9 protein-coding genes and 1 pseudogene are annotated in these 14,640 nt (G+C 61.3%); 4 read left to right on the top strand and 6 right to left on the bottom strand.

Annotated features, from left to right (window positions below; genetic code table 11):
* Positions 1 to 36: 36 nt before the first annotated feature.
* Positions 37 to 1,314 (top strand): O-acetylhomoserine aminocarboxypropyltransferase/cysteine synthase family protein, encoded by a 1,278-nt coding sequence (locus K0H47_RS05575; RefSeq protein ID WP_219272152.1) that lies wholly within the window; start codon positions 37 to 39, stop codon positions 1,312 to 1,314.
* Here the strand turns inward: K0H47_RS05575 and K0H47_RS05570 are convergent.
* From K0H47_RS05570 to K0H47_RS05555, 4 genes and pseudogenes are all read right to left on the bottom strand, one after another.
* Positions 1,300 to 2,013, bottom strand: a complete 714-nt coding sequence (locus tag K0H47_RS05570; protein ID WP_219272150.1) for a DUF4123 domain-containing protein — start codon at positions 2,011 to 2,013, stop codon at positions 1,300 to 1,302. The two genes, K0H47_RS05575 and K0H47_RS05570, sit on opposite strands and share 15 nt — an antisense overlap.
* Positions 2,010 to 4,035: pseudogene (locus K0H47_RS05565) on the bottom strand (type VI secretion system tip protein VgrG). The gene K0H47_RS05570 and the pseudogene K0H47_RS05565 overlap by 4 nt, the downstream one beginning before the upstream one ends.
* A 203-nt stretch (positions 4,036 to 4,238) precedes the next feature.
* Positions 4,239 to 5,723, bottom strand: a complete 1,485-nt coding sequence (gene putP, locus K0H47_RS05560) for a sodium/proline symporter PutP (protein ID WP_063033437.1) — start codon at positions 5,721 to 5,723, stop codon at positions 4,239 to 4,241.
* Positions 5,724 to 5,846: 123 nt separating this feature from the next.
* The gene (locus tag K0H47_RS05555) at positions 5,847 to 6,152 is read right to left on the bottom strand and encodes a hypothetical protein (protein WP_219272148.1); all 306 of its coding nucleotides are present in this window, start codon (positions 6,150 to 6,152) and stop codon (positions 5,847 to 5,849) included.
* Positions 6,153 to 6,181: 29 nt separating this feature from the next.
* Here K0H47_RS05555 and putA point away from each other — a divergent pair, with 29 nt between their 5' ends.
* Complete coding sequence (gene putA, locus K0H47_RS05550; protein WP_219272147.1) at positions 6,182 to 10,135, top strand: trifunctional transcriptional regulator/proline dehydrogenase/L-glutamate gamma-semialdehyde dehydrogenase; 3,954 nt, start codon at positions 6,182 to 6,184, stop codon at positions 10,133 to 10,135.
* Positions 10,136 to 10,372: 237 nt separating this feature from the next.
* Positions 10,373 to 12,175, top strand: coding sequence for an acyl-CoA dehydrogenase (locus K0H47_RS05545; protein WP_219272145.1), 1,803 nt, complete (start codon positions 10,373 to 10,375; stop codon positions 12,173 to 12,175).
* Here the strand turns inward: K0H47_RS05545 and K0H47_RS05540 are convergent.
* Both K0H47_RS05540 and K0H47_RS05535 read right to left on the bottom strand, forming a co-directional pair.
* Positions 12,172 to 12,465, bottom strand: coding sequence for a cell division protein ZapA (locus tag K0H47_RS05540; protein WP_017478279.1), 294 nt, complete (start codon positions 12,463 to 12,465; stop codon positions 12,172 to 12,174). The two genes, K0H47_RS05545 and K0H47_RS05540, sit on opposite strands and share 4 nt — an antisense overlap.
* Complete coding sequence (locus K0H47_RS05535; RefSeq protein ID WP_003209413.1) at positions 12,462 to 12,692, bottom strand: hypothetical protein; 231 nt, start codon at positions 12,690 to 12,692, stop codon at positions 12,462 to 12,464. Before K0H47_RS05535 ends, K0H47_RS05540 begins: the two co-directional genes overlap by 4 nt.
* Before the next feature lie 278 nt (positions 12,693 to 12,970).
* Here K0H47_RS05535 and K0H47_RS05530 point away from each other — a divergent pair, with 278 nt between their 5' ends.
* Positions 12,971 to 14,596: a methyl-accepting chemotaxis protein gene (locus K0H47_RS05530; RefSeq protein WP_063033440.1), complete on the top strand. Its 1,626-nt coding sequence runs from the start codon at positions 12,971 to 12,973 to the stop codon at positions 14,594 to 14,596.
* The last annotated feature ends 44 nt before the right edge of the window (positions 14,597 to 14,640 follow it).

The raw sequence follows: 14,640 nt of genomic DNA, 5'->3' as shown, positions 1-14,640 counted from the left end.
GTGGCGAGCAATTATCCATGGAGGTCATAACAACTCATGAAAGACGCCACCATCGCCCTGCACCACGGCTTCAAGTCGGACCCGACCACCAAGGCCGTCGCCGTGCCGATCTACCAGAACGTCGCTTTCGAATTCGATAACGCCCAGCACGGCGCCGACCTGTTCAACCTCGACGTACCCGGCAATATCTACACGCGCATCATGAACCCCACCAACGACGTGCTGGAGCAACGCATCGCGGCGCTGGAAGACGGCATCGCGGCCCTGGCGGTGTCAGCCGGCAGCGCGGCGATTCACTATGCAATCCAGACCTTGACCCGTGCCGGTGACAACATCGTCACCACCCCGCAGCTGTACGGTGGCACCTACACCCTGTTCGCCCATTTGCTGCCGAGTTTCGGCGTCGACGTGCGCTTCGCCCGTGACGACTCTGCCGCAGCCATCGCCGAGCTGATCGATGACAACACCAAGCTGGTGTACTGCGAAAGCATCGGCAACCCGGCAGGCAATATCATCGACATCGAAGCCCTCGCCGACGTCGCCCACGCCCGAGGTGTGCCGCTGATGGTGGACAACACCGTGGCCACGCCGATCCTGTGCAAGCCGATCCAGTTCGGCGCGGACATCGTCGTGCATTCGGTGACCAAGTACGTCGGCGGTCACGGCAACTCGCTGGGTGGCGTGATCGTCGACAGCGGCACCTTTCCCTGGACTCAATACCCGGAGAAATTCCCCGGCCTCAACCAGCCCGAGCCGGCGTATCACGGCGTGGTCTACACCGAAAAATTCGGCCCAGCGGCGTTCATCGCCCGCGCCCGCACCGTCCCCCTGCGCAACACCGGCGCAGCCTTGGCCCCGATGAATGCATTCCTGCTGCTGCAAGGCCTGGAAACCCTGGCCCTGCGCATGGAGCGCCACACCGAAAACGCCTTGAAGATTGCCCACTTCCTGCAAGACCACGCGCTGGTGGAGTGGGTCAGCTACGCCGGCCTGCCGGATCACCCACACCACCATCTGGCGCAGAAATACATGCAGGGCAAGCCGTCGGCGATTCTGTCCTTCGGCCTGAAGGGCGGTTATGAGGCCGGCGTACGTTTCTATGACTCACTGCAAATCTTCAAGCGCTTGGTGAACATCGGCGATGCCAAGTCCCTGGCCTGCCATCCGGCGTCCACCACCCACCGTCAAATGAATGAACAGGAGCAGGCGAAAGCCGGGGTGAAGCCGGAGATGATTCGCCTGTCAGTCGGCATTGAGGCGATTGAGGACCTGATCGAGGACTTGCAGCAGTCTTTGGCTTCAACCCAACTCTGAGCCCAGCCAGGCAGCCAGCGCCTGATGACTGACATCCGGCCGGTGCACGAAGTGAGCGACCTTGTGCTTCAAGGTCGCCGGCGCAAAGGCACCGTGCAGGTCCGGGCGTTGTTCTTCCAGCCATTGCAGCAGATTGTCCACCAGCGTGACTCTCGATTGCTCACTCAAGTGCTGGAGAACCTGCGGCGGCACTTGCCACCACGGGCTTGGCTTTGCCGCTCCCACCGTTGTGACTGCTACCTCAAGCTGGTGACCATTGATCCAGTAGCGACTGAACACCGGGAGCAACGCCTTTGCCTGCGGCCCCAGTGCCTGCAAAACAGGCAGTACATAGGCGCCGTCCCAGAAGCGAAAGAACACCGCCTGCCCTTCCGGCAACATTACCTTGGTCAGGCTGCGCAGATGCTCGACGACGGTTTGCACAGGACAGGACGATACAGCCAACCATCCCCAGTCAGTACCTTCGCATTCGCCGGCCCATTTCAGAAAAGCACTTTCAACGGCAACCACCGCAACGTAGGGCATGACTTCATCCCATGCCGCATATTCGCTTCCCGCCCAGATTGGACTGAGCGAGCCACCACTGGTACGACGCCAGGCTTCAAGCGGCTTGCAGTCGCTGGCATTGCCCAACACTGCAAACAACTGCTCGCCCTCTTGCAAGGGTGCAGCCTCAAGCCACTGCCCGGGGGCAATCATGGCGCACCTCCGGGGAGGGATGCGCTGCGATGTAGAGGCGTATCACACACACCATTCCTGCAGCGCTCACACTCTTCGCAAAAGGGCGCACTGCGTTTCAGGCTGGACACCTGCACAGCACTCAACGGTGCCGCTATGACAGCCAGCACCTTTTCCTGCAGCCCCGGCGTCAGCAGCGCTCCGGCCGATGCCGGTGAACCGCCAAGCTGGACCTCGGTGCTGCTGAAAATCCCGTCCGCTGAAACATTAATCCAGTGCCCGCCAGCCTGAAGGGTCACGCTGGCGCCTGCATCGATAACAATACGTTGCCCGGCGCCGATGTGAACGGTGAACCCGGCACGCACCTGCTGGGAGCCGGCGATCATGAGGTGATCGTCCTGCTTGAGTTCGGTCAGTCGGTTGCCGTGGGTGGTGCGCAGTTCTTCGCCCTGAAGCTCGTGACGATCCAGGCCTTTGACGATTACGTTGCGCTGGTTGTCGACCTGCATGTGCTGGTCGTGTAGCACATGCTGGGTCCAGTTGCGCTGGGCACGCAGGTAGATTTCCTCGGCACCCTTGCGGTCCTCGATGCGCAGCTCGTTGTAGCCACCGCCACCGGGGCTGGTCTGGCTGCGGAAGATGCTGCGGGTCTTGTCCGCCGGCAGGTCCAACGGCACAGGCGTCGCCGCATTGGCCAGGCAGCCGACCACCAGCGGCGTGTCGGCGTCGCCATCGACAAAGCCCACCAGCACCTCCATGCCTACCCGCGGGATCAACACCGCGCCGTAATGCTCATGGGCCCAGCCACTGGCCACTCGCAACCAGCAGCTGGAATGCTCATTGTTTTCTCCGACGCGATCCCAGGCCAGTTGCACCTTGACCCGGCCGTATTCATCACAATGGATTTCACTGTCGACGGGGCCGGTGACCACCGCGTTCTGGTAACCGGAAATGCGAGTGCGTAGCGGCGGCAGCGTGGGCCGAAACGCCGTGTCCCATGGCGTGGCGACGAAGGTGTTGCTGTATCCCTGGAGCGCCCCACTACCCACAGACTCCTCAAGTACTTGAGGCTGACTACCGAAGTGAACGACCCGAGTCACCAGCCACAGATCATTCCACTCCTCACGCGGGTGCGCTGCCAGCCTGAAAAACTGACCACTGACCAACGACGGTTGATCACCACTGCCGTGGGCCTGGCGATAGTCGCCGCGCCGTCGCTCAAGAGCACGTTGTGCCAAGTGCTTGCCGTGAGTGAGCCCTATCAGTGAAGTGTCCGGGGTATTCGTGATCTTCCAGGGACGGAAGCTGCTCGCCGAGTACTTCACTTTCCAGCTGCAGTCGCGGCTTGCGGAAATCGTAGTCCCGCAAATTGACACCCGTCGTCCGGGCCTCCAGGCGGACCGAAAAGCGCTTGATCACGGGCGTATCGGCGACCATTCCGGTGCCAGGCGCATAGTCGGTTGGGTGCTCGTCCTGAGCGAATACCGCCTGGTCATCACCAAACACCAACAGGTGCCCGTCGGGGTTGTGATGGAAATGGTAGTGAATCCCCAACTCGGCACACAGCCGCTGGATAAACCCCAAATCGCTCTCACCAAACTGCACGCAGTACTCACGCTCGGGATACACACCACCCAATCTGAATTCGAAAGCATCGCCGTGGATGCCCTGCCCCTCCAGCACCTGCTTGATGATCTGCGGCACGCTCTGGTGCTGGAAAATACGCTGGTGGCTGCTGTGTTGCAGGTACGCCAGGCGTGGTACCAGGCTGATCTGGTAGCGGGTCAGGCGCCTGCCGGAATCGCCCTGGGCAACGCGGTAGATTTGGCCGTGAATGCCATGCCCCTGGGCATCAAAGCTCAAGAAGGCCTGGCGGTGCAGCAGGCTTTCAAGGTCAAGGTCCGGCTGGTCGCTGACCAGTTCAAGGTCAAAGCGATAAGGCTCGCTGATGGCTTCGTTGCCCTTGAACTCAAAAACCTTGAGATCACTGGGCACGCCGTCGAGGGTCAGGGTAAAAGCACTTTGATTGGCAGGAGCGAACATCCGGTGTTTCTCTGCGAGTAGTGGGTGGCCGATTCTGCACCAGCCGTTTGCCGAGCTGAGTGTGCTGCAGGCAAATCAGTAAATCCCTACGCCGTGAGCACCCTGGTCCTATCCGTTCCCCTTGAATCCCGCCCATAAAAAACGGCCCGTCATCCATGGGATGCGGGCCGCTTTTTATGGGCGGGCATTCAAGCCCCCGCCGATTACTTGTTTAGGTTGTAATCCGCCTCGGCCGCGTCAAACCGCTGAAGCATGCCAGTCGTCGGAGCACCCAGCTTGCTCACGAAGTAGATCGCCAGGCTCGCGAAGATGAAGCCCGGGATGATTTCGTACAGGCCAAACAGGCTGAAGTGCTTCCACACGATCACAGTGATCGCACCCACCAGGATGCCGGCCAGTGCGCCATTACGCGTCATGCCTTTCCACAGGACGGAGATCAGCACCACGGGACCGAACGCAGCACCGAAACCAGCCCAGGCGTAGCTCACCAGGCCGAGTACGCGGTTTTCCGGGTTGGCGGCCATGGCGATGGCGATCAGCGCCACCAGCAGCACCATGGCGCGACCGACCCACACCAACTCAACCTGGGAGGCGTTTTTGCGCAGGAAGGTTTTGTAGAAGTCTTCGGTCAGGGCGCTGGAGCACACCAGCAACTGGCAGCTCAGGGTGCTCATCACGGCAGCCAGGATGGCCGACAGCAGCACACCGGCAATCCATGGGTTGAACAGCAACTTGGCCAGCTCGATGAACACACGCTCGTGGTTCTCGGTCACGGGACCAGCGACTTCCGGGTGCGCCGAGAAGTAGGCGATACCGAAGAAGCCCACGGCCACGGTACCGCCCAGACACAGGATCATCCAGGTCATGGAGATGCGACGCGCCTTGGCAATCGACTTCACCGAATCCGCCGCCATGAAGCGCGCGAGGATGTGCGGCTGGCCGAAGTAACCCAGGCCCCAGCCCATCAGCGAGATGATGCCGATGAAGGTGGTGTTTTTCAGCATGTTGAAGTTGTCAGGGTTCTGCGCTTCGATCGCCAGGAAGGTGGTGTCGACGCCACCGGTGGCCAGCAGCACGATGATCGGCGTGAGCAACAGGGCGAAGATCATCAGCGTGGCTTGTACGGTGTCAGTCCAGCTCACCGCCAGGAAACCACCCACGAAGGTGTAGGCAATGGTCGCCGCAGCACCGGCCCACAGCGCGGTCTCGTAGGACATGCCGAAGGTGCTTTCAAACAGGCGGGCGCCGGCAACGATGCCGGAAGCGCAGTAAATGGTGAAGAACACCAGGATCACCACCGCAGAGATGATCCGCAGCAGGCCGCTTTTATCTTCGAAACGGCTGGAGAAATAATCCGGCAGGGTCAGGGCGTCGCCGTTGTGCTCGGTCTGCACCCGCAGGCGGCCGGCTACAAACAGCCAGTTCAGGTAGGCACCGACGATCAGGCCGATGGCGATCCAGCTTTCCGACAGGCCAGACATGTAGATCGCGCCGGGCAGGCCCATCAGCAACCAGCCGCTCATGTCCGAGGCGCCGGCCGAGAGCGCGGTGACCACGCTGCCGAGGCTGCGACCGCCGAGGATGTAGTCGGAAAGGTTGTTGGTGGAGCGATAGGCCATGAAGCCGATCAGCACCATGGCAGCGATATAGATCACAAATGTGATCAGGGTAGGATTACTTACGCTCATTGAGTTACGCCCTGGCTTTGTTTTTATGTAGCGGCGGTCTGTCCGGACGGCCACCCACTTGGCTAGTGGATAGACGAAGCCTGACGCCGCGCATTTATGACTGACGTTTCCCCAGGAAAGCCATCAGCCGATGAACCGTCCGTAAGAGGTTGCACCTTGGGCGCGAATGCTATTCAACAAAGCAAATAAGGTGCAACCAGTTTCTTGAGAATAAGTTGCACCTTGATGTGTTTTACGGAAAACACCGTGTTTTTGCTCCTTTTCGGAGCAAGCGCAGCCAAAGTCAGAAGTAAATGCACCAAGGCGCAGCCGATTCGGCTGCGCCGATATTTTTTCCCGATCAACATCAAAAATTTCATGGATAAAAAAGGTTGCACCCGGTTGCACCTCTCTCGGCGCAAAGCTAATCTTGCCGCCAGCTGATGCCACGCAGTAGTGGCACCCATGAGGATAAAAAGATGGCTACGACCACCCTTGGGGTCAAACTTGACGACCCGACCCGCGAGCGCCTGAAGGCGGCCGCGACCTCCATTGATCGCACGCCGCACTGGCTGATCAAGCAGGCGATTTTCAATTACCTGGAGAAACTCGAGGGTGGTGCAACCCTGGCCGAGCTCAACGGCCTGGCCAGCAAGGACGCAGAAGAAGCCGGCGAGGTCCAGACCGACCACGCCCACCAGTGCTTCCTGGAGTTCGCCGAGAGCATCCTGCCGCAATCGGTGCTGCGCGCGTCGATCACCGCCGCTTACCGTCGCCCGGAACCGGAAGTGGTACCGATGCTGATTGAGCAGGCGCGTCTGCCTGCGGCAATGGCCGAAGCCACCAACAAGCTCGCCTCTTCGATCGCCGAGAAACTGCGCAATCAGAAAAGCGCCGGCGGCCGTGCAGGCATCGTCCAGGGCTTGCTGCAGGAATTTTCCCTGTCGTCCCAGGAAGGCGTAGCGCTGATGTGCCTCGCCGAAGCGCTGCTGCGCATCCCGGACAAGGGCACCCGCGACGCGCTGATCCGCGACAAGATCAGCACCGGCAACTGGCACCCACACCTGGGCAACAGCCCGTCGCTGTTCGTCAACGCCGCCACCTGGGGCCTGCTGCTGACCGGCAAACTGGTCGCCACCCACAACGAAGCCGGCCTGACGTCGTCCCTGAGCCGCATCATCGGCAAAAGCGGCGAGCCGATGATCCGCAAGGGCGTCGACATGGCGATGCGCCTGATGGGCGAGCAGTTCGTCACCGGCGAAACCATCGCTGAAGCCCTGGCCAACGCGAGCAAGTTCGAAGCCAAGGGTTTCCGCTATTCCTACGACATGCTCGGTGAAGCCGCACTCACCGAACACGACGCCCAGAAATACCTGGCCTCGTACGAACAAGCCATCCACTCGATCGGCAAAGCGTCCCACGGCCGTGGGATTTATGAAGGCCCGGGCATCTCCATCAAACTCTCGGCCCTGCACCCGCGATACAGCCGTGCGCAGTACGAGCGTGTGATGGACGAGCTGTACCCGCGCCTGCTATCGCTGACCCTGCTGGCCAAGCAATACGACATCGGTTTGAACATCGACGCCGAAGAAGCCGATCGCCTGGAGCTGTCCCTCGACCTGCTGGAACGCCTGTGCTTCGAGCCGCAACTGACCGGCTGGAACGGTATCGGTTTTGTGATCCAGGCTTACCAGAAGCGTTGCCCGTATGTGATCGACTACGTGATCGACCTGGCACGCCGCAGCCGCCATCGCCTGATGATCCGCCTGGTGAAAGGCGCGTACTGGGACAGCGAAATCAAGCGCGCCCAGGTCGAAGGCCTGGAAGGCTATCCGGTCTACACCCGCAAGGTGTACACCGACGTTTCCTACATTGCCTGTGCACGCAAACTGCTCTCGGTCCCGGAAGTTATCTACCCGCAGTTCGCCACCCACAACGCCCATACCTTGTCGGCGATCTACCACATCGCCGGCCAGAACTATTACCCCGGCCAGTACGAGTTCCAATGCCTGCACGGCATGGGCGAACCACTGTACGAGCAGGTTGTAGGCAAGGTCTCCGAAGGCAAGCTGAACCGTCCGTGCCGCGTGTACGCACCGGTCGGCACCCACGAGACATTGCTGGCTTACCTGGTGCGTCGCCTGCTGGAAAACGGCGCCAACACTTCGTTCGTCAACCGCATCGCCGACCAATCCATCTCGATCCAGGAGTTGGTGGCCGATCCAGTGGCCAGCATCGAGCAGATGGCGACGCTGGAAGGCGGCTTCGGCCTGCCGCACCCGCGTATCCCGCTGCCCCGCGACCTGTATGGTGCCGAGCGCGCCAACTCCGCCGGTATCGACCTGGCCAACGAACACCGTTTGGCGTCGCTGTCCTGCGCCTTGCTGGCCACCGCCCACAACAACTGGAAAGCCGCGCCGATGCTCGGTTGCACCTCCAGCAATGAAGCCGCTGCGCCGGTGTTGAACCCGTCGGATCTGCGTGACGTGGTCGGCCACGTACAGGAAGCGACTGTTGAAGACGTCGACAACGCCATCCAGTGCGCCCTGAAAGCCGGGCCCATCTGGCAGGCCACCCCGCCCGCCGAACGCGCCGCGATTCTCGAACGCGCCGCTGACCTGATGGAAGGCGAGATCCAGCCACTGATGGGCCTGCTGGCCCGTGAAGCCGGCAAGACCTTCGCCAACGCCATCGCCGAAGTGCGTGAAGCCGTGGACTTCCTGCGTTACTACGCGGTGCAGGCCCGTAACGATTTCACCAACGACGCCCACCGCCCACTGGGCCCAGTGGTGTGCATCAGCCCGTGGAACTTCCCGCTGGCGATCTTCAGTGGCCAGGTCGCCGCCGCACTGGCCGCCGGTAACCCGGTGCTGGCCAAGCCTGCCGAGCAAACACCACTGGTGGCCGCACAAGCCGTGCGCCTGTTGCTGGAAGCCGGGATTCCGGAAGGCGTGCTGCAACTGCTGCCGGGCCAGGGCGAAACCGTCGGTGCCCGCCTGGTGGGTGATGAGCGCGTCAAGGGCGTGATGTTCACCGGCTCAACCGAAGTCGCGCGTCTGCTGCAACGCAACGTCGCCGGCCGCCTGGATGCACAGGGTCGTCCGATCCCGCTGATCGCCGAAACCGGTGGCCAGAACGCGATGATCGTCGATTCCTCGGCGCTCACCGAACAAGTGGTGATCGACGTAGTGTCCTCGGCCTTCGACAGTGCCGGGCAACGCTGCTCGGCCCTGCGCGTGCTGTGCTTGCAGGAAGATTCCGCTGATCGCGTCATCGAAATGCTTAAAGGTGCCATGGCTGAATGCCGCCTCGGCAACCCGGAGCGCCTGTCGGTGGACATTGGCCCGGTGATCGACGCCGAAGCCAAGGCCGGCATCGAGAAACACATCCAGGCCATGCGCGACAAAGGTCGCAACGTTTACCAGGTCGCCATTGCCGATAGCGAAGAGATCAAGCGCGGCACCTTCGTGATGCCAACCCTGATCGAACTGGAAAGCTTCGACGAGCTGCAACGGGAGATCTTCGGCCCGGTGCTGCACGTGGTGCGCTACAAGCGCAAAGAGATCGACCAGCTTATCGGCCAGATCAATGCCTCCGGCTACGGCCTGACCCTGGGCGTGCACACCCGCATCGACGAGACCATCGCCAAGGTGATCGACAACGTCCATGCCGGTAACGTCTACGTTAACCGCAACATCGTGGGTGCCGTGGTCGGCGTGCAGCCGTTCGGCGGCGAAGGTTTGTCGGGTACCGGTCCTAAAGCCGGCGGTCCGCTGTACCTGTACCGTCTGCTGTCGACCCGTCCTACCGATGCCATCGAGCAATCCTTCGTTCGCGGTGATGCCGTGACAGCACCGGATGTTCGCCTGCGGGATGCCATGAGCAAGCCGCTGACCGCCCTGCGAGCCTGGGCCGACAGCAACAAGCTCAGCGACTTGAGCGCCCTGTGCGTGCAGTTCGCCGCGCAATCCCAAAGCGGCATCACCCGCCAATTGGCCGGCCCGACCGGCGAGCGCAACAGCTACGCCATCCTGCCCCGCGAGCACGTGTTGTGCCTGGCGGAAGTGGAAGGCGACCTGCTCACGCAACTGGCAGCGGTACTCGCAGTCGGCGGCTCGGCGGTATGGCCGGAGACTGAATTGACCAAGGCCGTGTTCGCACGTTTGCCGAAGGAGCTTCAGGCGAAGGTCAAGCTGGTGGCTGACTGGACCAAGGATGAAACCGTATTTGATGCCGTGCTGCATCACGGCGATTCCGACCAACTGCGCGGGGTTTGCCAGCAAGTGGCCAAGCGTGGCGGGGCGATTGTCGGGGTTCACGGGTTGTCTTCGGGCGAAACCGGGATTGCCCTGGAGCGCCTGGTGATCGAGCGAGCGTTGAGCGTCAACACCGCTGCGGCGGGCGGTAACGCCAGCCTGATGACCATCGGCTAACTGACGGAACGCGGTCAAAATGTGGGAGCTGGCTTGCCTGCGATGGCATCACCTCGGTGTATCTGACACATCGAGGTGCCTGCATCGCGGGCAAGCCCGGCTCCCACAAAAGCTCCCACATTGACCGCGTTCCACCTTCCGGCCGCGTTTTGCCCCTCCATCACCCAGATCAATCTTGCTATCCAGCCTCTATTTGCGCACTTAGACTCAGGCCCATTCCCACACAGGTAAGCCGCCATGTCCGAGACGCTGCTCAGTTCCCGCAATCTGGCTTTCGAGCTGTACGAAGTCCTCGATGCCGAGGGCCTGACCCAGCGCGAGCGGTTTGCCGAACATAACCGCGAGACCTTCGACGCCGCCATCGGCACCGCCCGCAGCATTGCCGAGAAGTTCTTCGCCCCCCACAACCGCAAGGGTGACGAGAACGAACCGCGCTACGAGAACGGTCAGGCGATTCTGATTCCTGAAGTGAAACCGGCAGTGGATGCCTTCCTCGAAGCCGGCTTTCTCAATGCGGCCCGCAGCTTCGAAGCCGGCGGCATGCAATTGCCTACCCTGCTGTCCCAGGCCTGTTTTGCACACTTCCAGTCGGCCAACGCCGCTTCCACGTCCTACCCGTTCCTGACCATGGGCGCCGCCAACCTGATCGAGAGCTTCGGCACCGAGGAGCAGAAACAACGCTTCCTGCAACCGATGATCGAAGGCCGTTTCTTCGGCACCATGGCCTTGACCGAGCCCCACGCCGGTTCGTCGCTGTCGGACATTCGTACTCGCGCAGAGCCGGCGGCTGACGGCAGCTATCACCTCAAGGGCAACAAGATCTTCATCTCCGGCGGCGATCACCCGCTGTCGGAAAACATCGTGCACATGGTGCTGGCCAAGCTGCCGGACGCGCCCGCCGGGGTGAAGGGCATTTCGCTGTTTATCGTGCCCAAATTCCTGGTCAACGACGACGGCAGCCTGGGCAAACGCAATGATGTGCTGCTGGCCGGGCTGTTTCACAAGATGGGTTGGCGCGGCACTACCTCGACCGCGCTGAATTTCGGCGATAACGGCGAGTGTGTCGGCTACCTGGTGGGCAAGCCGCATCAGGGCCTGAGTTGCATGTTCCAGATGATGAACGAAGCGCGGATCGGCGTGGGCATGGGCGCGGTGATGCTCGGTTACGCCGGCTACCTGTACTCCCTGGAATACGCCCGCGAGCGTCCGCAAGGCCGCCTGCCCGACAGCAAGGACCCGAACACTGCGCCGGTGTCGATCATTCAGCACGCGGACATCAAGCGCATGCTGTTGACCCAAAAAGCCTACGTGGAAGGTGCCTTCGACCTTGGCCTGTACGCCGCGCGCCTGTTCGACGACACCACCACCCTGGAAACGGAAGCTGGGCGCAAACAGGCCCACGAACTGCTGGACCTGCTGACGCCTATCGTCAAATCCTGGCCGTCGGAGTTTTGCCTTAAAGCCAACGAACTGGCGATCCAGATCCTCGGCGGCCATGGCTACACCCGCGAATACCCGGTCGAACAGTACTACCGCGACAATCGCCTGAATCCGATCCATGAAGGCACCCACGGTATTCAGTCGCTGGATTTGCTCGGGCGCAAGCTGGCGCAGAACGGCGGTGCGGGCTTGAAGCAACTGATCCGCCTGATCGCCGAGACCGGCGCGCGGGCACAGGTATACCCGTCACTGACTGCCTTACGGGAACCGCTGGAACAGCTGGTAACGCGCCTGCAAGAGGTCACCCTCGGCCTGCTGACGGATCTCGCCCAGGGCAAGGTCAACAGCAGCCTGGCGAACTCGGCGCTGTACCTGAAAGTGTTCGGGCATACGGTGATTGGCTGGCGCTGGCTGGAACAGGCGATTCGCGCCGAGGAAGGGCTGGCCAAGGGCAATGCTGCCGATGTCGCCTTCTATAAGGGCAAGCTCCAGGCCGCCCGGTACTTCCTGACGTGGGAAATACCGGGCTGCCATCATGAACTGGCGATTCTAGAGGCACGTGATGACACGTGCCTGGGGATGCAGGATGAGTGGTTCTAAGGCTGTCCGATCGCCTTGGAAATCACTTCGACCGTGGCGCTGACTTGCTCTTGGTAACGGTCGAGTTCCTGCTGATGGTGCTTTTGCATTTCGATCTGCTCGGCGCACAGGTTCAGCGCCGCCAGCACCAATAGCTTGTCACCGATCAGCGTCGGATACTTTTTCTTGGTGGTGGCCAGGGATGCCTTGAGCATCGTCACGGCGCTCATGAGGGTGTTGTCTTCCCCTTCCGGTGCCTTGATCGAGTAATCCTCACCGAGAATCGAAACGACCTTTATCCCTTCATTCATGCGCTGACAGGACCTGCGCTCACACGCTCAACCAACGCCTGGATACGGGCAGCGGTGGCGCCCTGCTTTTCTTCCTGCTCCATCAGGTTCAGCTGCAAGCTGTCGTTTTCATCCTTGGCGCGAGCCAGTTCGGCCTTGAGGGATTCGTTGGTGCCCAGCAGATCCTGGTTCTGCTGTACCAGGTCACTGACCAGTTGTTCCAATTGGCTGAGGGATGCTTCTAACATTTTGATTTCTCGGGCTTTTTCAAAGGGCGGTGACGATAAAGAAAAATCACCTCGGATGCCAGGGTTATCCCTGGCGCGGGGCCTTGATTTTACAGGGCAGGCCACGCTTTCGAGCCTTAGTGACTGCATTTATGGCATCTGGTTCCTGAATCCCGTCGGACCGTCCCGCACTGCGACAAAAGCGCGCACCCCCTCAAGACTTTAGTCGTATGACCGATAGGTCATGGACACCCCGCCCAAAACCTCGCATGGATCGCGCTTCTCCCCAGGATCACAGCATGTCTCTTCGTAATATGAATATCGCGCCGCGGGCCTTCCTCGGCTTCGCGTTGATTGGCGCGCTGATGTTGTTTCTCGGCGTGTTCGCGTTGAACCAGATGAGCAAGATTCGCGCGGCGACGGAAGACATCACCCTCAGCAGCGTGCCGAGCATTCGCGCCCTGGACGAGTTCACCCAGCTGACCCTGCGCCTGCGGGTGCTGTCCTATCGCCTGCTGACCAACCGCGAGCCCGACGTCCAGCAAAAGACCCTCGAAGCGTTTGATGTGCGCAATCAACAGATTCGTACCGCGCAGGCGGTCTACGAGAAGCTGATCGACAGCAGCGAAGAGCGCGCCGCCTATGACGAGTACGTGCGTCTTTTGGGCCAGTACCACCAGATCGAAGAACGCATGAAGAGCCTGTCCCGGGCCAATCAGGTGGACGAACTGCGTACCCTGCTGAACACCGAGCTGCTGAACAACTCGGAACAGGTCAACGCCGTACTGAACCGCCTGCTGGACATCAATAACAAGATGGCCACCGCCACCAACCAGCAAGCCGCCGACCAATACGACATGGCCTTTGAGCTGGTGGTGATCCTGCTGATCCTGGCCACGGCGCTGACCATGCTGTTCGCCTGGTTGCTGACCCGCAGCATCACCCTGCCGATCGCCCAGGCCCTGGACGCCGCTGAGGAAATTGCCGAAGGCAACCTGACGCGCCCGATCAAGGTCGAAGGCAACGACGAAGCCGGCCGACTGCTGTTGGCGATGGCCAAGATGCAGGACAAGTTGAAGGACACCTTGCAGCGCATCGCCGGCTCGGCCACCCAGCTGGCTTCCGCGGCAGAAGAACTGAACGCCGTGACCGACGAAAGCGCCCGCGGCCTGACTCAGCAAAACAATGAAATCGAACAAGCCGCCACGGCCGTCAACGAGATGACCAGTGCGGTTGAAGAAGTGGCCCGCAACGCGGTCAGCACCTCCGAAGCTTCGAAAAACGCGACCTCCTCGGCCGGCGATGGCCGTGACCTGGTGCAGGAAACCGTCGGCGCCATCGAGCGCATGAGCAGTGACGTACAAGCCACTGCGACCCTGATCGGCAACCTGGCGGAAGAATCCCGGGACATCGGTAAGGTGCTGGACGTGATTCGTGGCCTGGCCGACCAGACCAACCTGCTGGCCCTGAACGCAGCGATTGAAGCGGCGCGTGCCGGTGAAGCCGGGCGTGGTTTTGCGGTGGTGGCGGATGAAGTGCGGGCCCTGGCCCATCGCACCCAGCAGTCCACCAGCGAGATCGAGCGGATGATCGGCAGCATCCAGGCCGGTACCGAGCATGCGGTGGATTCGATGCGTAACAGCACCGAGCGTGCGGAGTCGACGCTGAATATCGCCAAGGGTGCGGGGATGTCGCTGGATACCATCAACACCGCCATCGTTGAAATCAACGAGCGCAACCTGGTGATCGCCAGCGCCGCTGAAGAGCAGGCTCAGGTGGCGCGGGAAGTGGATCGCAACCTGGTGAACATTCGTGACTTGTCGGTGCAGTCGGCAACCGGCGCCAGCCAGACCAGTGCGGCGAGCAGCGAGCTGTCGCGTTTGGCGGTGGATTTGAACGGGATGGTGGGGCGGTTCAGGCTTTAACTGACACAGGCGATACTTTGTGGGAGCTGGCTTGCCTGCGATAG

It is taken from the genome of Pseudomonas sp. Xaverov 83, from assembly GCF_019352905.1.
In the GTDB taxonomy this organism is placed as follows: domain Bacteria; phylum Pseudomonadota; class Gammaproteobacteria; order Pseudomonadales; family Pseudomonadaceae; genus Aquipseudomonas; species Aquipseudomonas yamanorum.
The sequence above is the reverse complement of the archived record's forward strand: the minus strand, read 5'-3'. Positions and strand labels throughout refer to the sequence as shown.

Coding starts and splice junctions, on each gene's coding strand:
- K0H47_RS05575 (WP_219272152.1), top strand. CDS start 37: ATGAAAGACGCCACCATCGCCCTGCACCACGGCTTCAAGTCGGACCCG.
- K0H47_RS05570 (WP_219272150.1), bottom strand. CDS start 2,013: ATGATTGCCCCCGGGCAGTGGCTTGAGGCTGCACCCTTGCAAGAGGGC.
- putP (WP_063033437.1), bottom strand. CDS start 5,723: ATGAGCGTAAGTAATCCTACCCTGATCACATTTGTGATCTATATCGCT.
- putA (WP_219272147.1), top strand. CDS start 6,182: ATGGCTACGACCACCCTTGGGGTCAAACTTGACGACCCGACCCGCGAG.
- K0H47_RS05545 (WP_219272145.1), top strand. CDS start 10,373: ATGTCCGAGACGCTGCTCAGTTCCCGCAATCTGGCTTTCGAGCTGTAC.
- K0H47_RS05540 (WP_017478279.1), bottom strand. CDS start 12,465: ATGAATGAAGGGATAAAGGTCGTTTCGATTCTCGGTGAGGATTACTCG.
- K0H47_RS05535 (WP_003209413.1), bottom strand. CDS start 12,692: ATGTTAGAAGCATCCCTCAGCCAATTGGAACAACTGGTCAGTGACCTG.
- K0H47_RS05530 (WP_063033440.1), top strand. CDS start 12,971: ATGTCTCTTCGTAATATGAATATCGCGCCGCGGGCCTTCCTCGGCTTC.